This is a genomic window from Bacillus sp. DNRA2 (assembly GCF_012843265.1).
Classification (GTDB): domain Bacteria; phylum Bacillota; class Bacilli; order Bacillales; family Cytobacillaceae; genus Bacillus_BU.
The window spans coordinates 1-4,208 of sequence record NZ_JABAIT010000055.1; the positions used below are offsets into that span (position 1 = coordinate 1).

A 4,208-nucleotide genomic window follows, 5' to 3' on the forward strand; every position below is an offset into this window, starting at 1 on the left:
AAAACAAAGGTGAAATGAACTCATAGAAGTCTCATAAGTTCAAAACCCAATAAAAACAAAGGTGAAATGAACTCATGAAGGTTTCATAAGTTCAAAACCAATTCAAAACAAAGGTGAAATGAACTCATAGAGGTCTCATAAGTTCAAAACACAATAAAAACAAAGGTGAAATGAACTCATGAAGGTTTCATAAGTTCAAAACCAATTCAAAACAAAGGTGAAATGAACTCATAGAGGCCTCATAAGTTCAAAACCAATTCAAAACAAAGGAGAAATGAACTCATGAAGGTCTCATAAGTTCAAAACCCAATCAAAACAAAGGTGAAATGAACTCATAGAGGCCTCATAAGTTCAAAACCAATTCAAAACAAAGGTGAAATGAACTCATGAAGGTTTGCCAAACATATTATTCCGCCAGTTCAGCCCATTCTTCCATTAATGCCTCTAGCTCAGCTTTTGCTGCTTCTGATTTTGCGTTAATTTCACTTACCTTTTCGTGATTTTGATAAACTTCTGGATCACAGAGAAGCTCTTCATTACTTGCAATCAAGGCTTCAAGCACTTCAATTTTCTCTTCAATTTCTTCCAGGCGTCTTTTCCGTTGCCGTTCTAATTTCTTCGCCTCTTTATCTTGTTGATAACTATTTTTGGCTAGATTAGCTTTAACGGTCTCAGTGATTCCTGTTGTGGCTGCTTCCAGCGCTTTTAATTCCGCCTGTTCCAGCTTTTTTTCCACATAGTAATCATAGTCACCAAGGAATTCAGCTGCCCCAGTTTTGCTTAATTCAACCACTTTTGTGACAATGCGATTGATAAAATAACGATCATGTGAGACAAACAAAATCGTTCCAGGATAATCAATCAAGGCGTTTTCGAGCACTTCTTTACTATCAAGGTCAAGGTGGTTCGTTGGCTCATCGAGAATAAGGAAATTGGCTTTTTGCATCATTAACTTGGCTAGGGCAAGACGTGCCTTTTCACCACCGCTTAATGTCGAGACAATTTTTAACACATCGTCTCCCGAAAATAGGAAATTTCCTAGTACTGTCCGGACTTCCTTCTCGCTTTTTAAAGGATATTCATCCCAAAGCTCATTGAGGACCCTCTTATTGGAGGTTAATTCCGCCTGCTCTTGATCGTAATAACCAATCGTCACATTGGAGCCAAAGTGAAAATTACCAGCAAGTGGTTCGAGCTTTTGGACGATGGTTTTAAGCAAGGTTGATTTGCCGATTCCGTTTGGACCAACTAAGGCAATACTCTCACCTCGGGTTATGCGAAGGGTGATGTCTTCACTAACTGTATCTGTACCGTAACCGACAGCAATTTCTTCAAGTTTAAGGACTTCATTTCCACTCTGTTTTTCTATTCCAAAGGAAAAGGAGGCTGATTTTTCATGACCAAGCGGTCGGTCCATAACTTGCATACGTTCAAGCTGCTTTCTGCGGCTTTGCGCTCGTTTTGTCGTTGAAGCTCGGGCCAAGTTTCTGGCAACAAAGTCCTGGAGCTTGGAGATTTCATCCTGTTGCTTTTCGTAGAGCTTCATTTCCCGTTCATAATTCTCGGCCTTTTGGTCTAAATAGGCAGAATAATTACCCGTAAATTTATTAATTTGCATACGTGAAATTTCATAAACCTGATTGACGACCTTGTCCAAAAAGTAGCGGTCATGAGAGACGATTAAAATTGCACCATCGTAATTTTGAAGGTATTGCTCCAACCATGACAATGTATCAATATCAAGATGGTTGGTTGGCTCGTCCAAAATTAAAATATCCGGTCTGGTTAATAGTAATTTGCCGAGTGCCAAGCGCGTTTTTTGACCACCGCTCAGGCTGGATATTTTCGTAGTGTAGTCAAAAGAATGAAAGTTGAGTCCATGTAAAACAGAACGGATATCTGCTTCATATTGATAACCGCCCATATCTTTAAATTGGACCTGGAGCACATCGTATTCTTTTAAGGTTCGTTCATATTGAGCTGAATCATTAAAAACCGCTGGGTCAGCCATTTGCGCTTCAATTTGGCGCAATTTTTTTTCCATGCTTTGTAGTGTCGCGAAGACGGAAAGCATTTCGTCCCAGATGGAAAGATTTGATTCAAGTCCCGTATTTTGAGCCAGGTAGCCGATCGTTACGTCCTTAGGTTTCATTAGTTCGCCTGAGTCATGGGACATTTGCCCGGCAATAATCCTCAGTAGCGTCGATTTCCCGGCACCATTTCGGCCAACTAAAGCAATTCGGTCATTCGATTGAACTTCTAGTTTTATATTGGATAAAATAAGATCAGCACCATAGTACTTATTCAGTTGATTTACTTGTAATAAGATCATTTTCTTCACCTCTAATACATAAAGCTAGTGTATCGTATTCCATGCGTCTCAGCAATAATTGAGGGATTGTGAAGAAAAATACATGTTGGTTTACACAGTTTGGAAAAAATAGTGTATGATTCTTTTAGAGAGGTGTTTAAATACATGAGCGAATTTACTCATTTTAATGAAGAGGGCCGCGCCAAAATGGTAGACGTTAGCGATAAACCTGAAACGGTTCGGACGGCCGAAGCTTGTTCTAGCATTACCGTCAGCAATGAAATCTACCAGCGAATCACTCATAATGAAATGAAAAAAGGTGACGTATTAGCGGTCGCACAAGTGGCAGCCGTTATGGCATGTAAGAAAACATGGGAGATCATTCCAATGTGTCATCCGATTCCACTAAACGGAGTCGATGTTTCATTTACATGGGAAAAGGGCGAAAATGCAAGTGAGGAATATACACTCCATATTACTGCTAAGGTAAAAACAAAAGGAAATACTGGTGTTGAAATGGAAGCGTTAACAGCTGCTTCTGTTTGTGCATTAACCGTTTACGATATGTGTAAAGCTGTCGACAAGGGCATGGTGATTGGAAAAACATATTTAGTCGAAAAAACGGGTGGCAAAAGTGGAGACTTCTATAGAGAAACAAAAGTGAAATAATGATTGGGAGAGGGTTTTGGTTATGTCAGGTGAGTATTCAACGAAAATACCACAAGCCACTGCAAAAAGATTACCACTGTATTATCGCTTTTTAAAAAACTTACATTCATCAGGAAAGCAGCGGGTGTCTTCGGCAGAGCTAAGTGAAGCTGTCAAAGTGGATTCTGCAACGATTCGTCGAGATTTTTCCTATTTTGGAGCACTTGGAAAGAAGGGGTATGGCTATAATGTAAATTATTTGCTTACCTTTTTCCGGAAAACGCTAGATCAGGATGAATTGACAAAGGTTGCTTTAATTGGGGTCGGAAATTTAGGGACTGCGTTTTTAAATTATAATTTTTTAAAAAATAATAATACAAAAATTGAAATTGCCTTTGATGTTGACCCAACTAAAATTGGTACTACCATCGGTGAGGTTCCGGTTTACGATATGGATGATTTGGAACAACGAATTGCTGAAGAGGAGATTCAGGTAGCCATTTTGACGATTCCAGCTCCGGTGGCGCAGACGATTACTGATCGCCTTGCAAATGTAAATATTAAGGGGATCTTAAACTTTACCCCAGCGAGATTAACGGTTCCTTCTAATATACGTGTCCACCATATCGATTTGGCGGTGGAATTGCAATCGCTTGTATATTTCTTAAAGCATTATCCTAAGGTTGAAGTAGAATAACAAATGCATAAGCGCATTTCTTCTTGTCCGTGAGCCTCGTCTTGCGGACATTTTAATGTCTTCAACCTTGCGAAATGTCCGCAAGAGCCAATCATGAGGACAAAATGCCGAAATCTTGGCATTGAAATGTCCGCAAGAGGCCATCATGAGGACAAAATACCGAGATCTCGGCATTGAAATGTCCGCAAGAGGCCATTATGAGGACAAAATACCGGGATCTTCGCATTGAAATGTCCGCAAGAGGCCATCATGAGGACAAAATACCGAGATTTACGTAGTGAAATGTCCGCAAGAGGCCATTATGAGGACAAAATACCGGGATCTTCGCATTGAAATGTCCGCAAGAGGCCATCATGAGGACAAAATACCGAGATTTACGTAGTGAAATGTCCGCAAGATTTGTAGGGAAAGATATAGGCGACAAAAAAGAGTGAACACCAAATAAGTGTTCACCCTTTTGTGCGCTTGGCAGCGTATCGGACTAACGGGTGAAAGTCCCGAACACACCGTTTGTGGCGGAAGTGTATAGCTGACAGGTAGTGCGTGTCCGTG

At 40.3% G+C, this 4,208-nt stretch carries 3 protein-coding genes; 2 read left to right on the forward strand and 1 reads right to left on the reverse strand.

The window, feature by feature from the left end; translation table 11 throughout:
* Positions 1-406: 406 nt before the first annotated feature.
* Positions 407-2,332 carry an ABC-F family ATP-binding cassette domain-containing protein gene (locus HHO41_RS21765; protein ID WP_169102644.1) on the reverse strand — a complete coding sequence of 642 codons (1,926 nt, stop codon included), beginning with the start codon at positions 2,330-2,332 and terminating at the stop codon, positions 407-409.
* A gap of 144 nt (positions 2,333-2,476) precedes the next feature.
* Here HHO41_RS21765 and moaC point away from each other — a divergent pair, with 144 nt between their 5' ends.
* Positions 2,477-2,980: a cyclic pyranopterin monophosphate synthase MoaC gene (moaC, locus tag HHO41_RS21770; protein ID WP_169102646.1), complete on the forward strand. Its 504-nt coding sequence runs from the start codon at positions 2,477-2,479 to the stop codon at positions 2,978-2,980.
* Between the two features lie 22 nt (positions 2,981-3,002).
* Complete coding sequence (locus HHO41_RS21775) at positions 3,003-3,656, forward strand: redox-sensing transcriptional repressor Rex (RefSeq protein ID WP_169102648.1); 654 nt, start codon at positions 3,003-3,005, stop codon at positions 3,654-3,656.
* Positions 3,657-4,208: the final 552 nt, after the last annotated feature.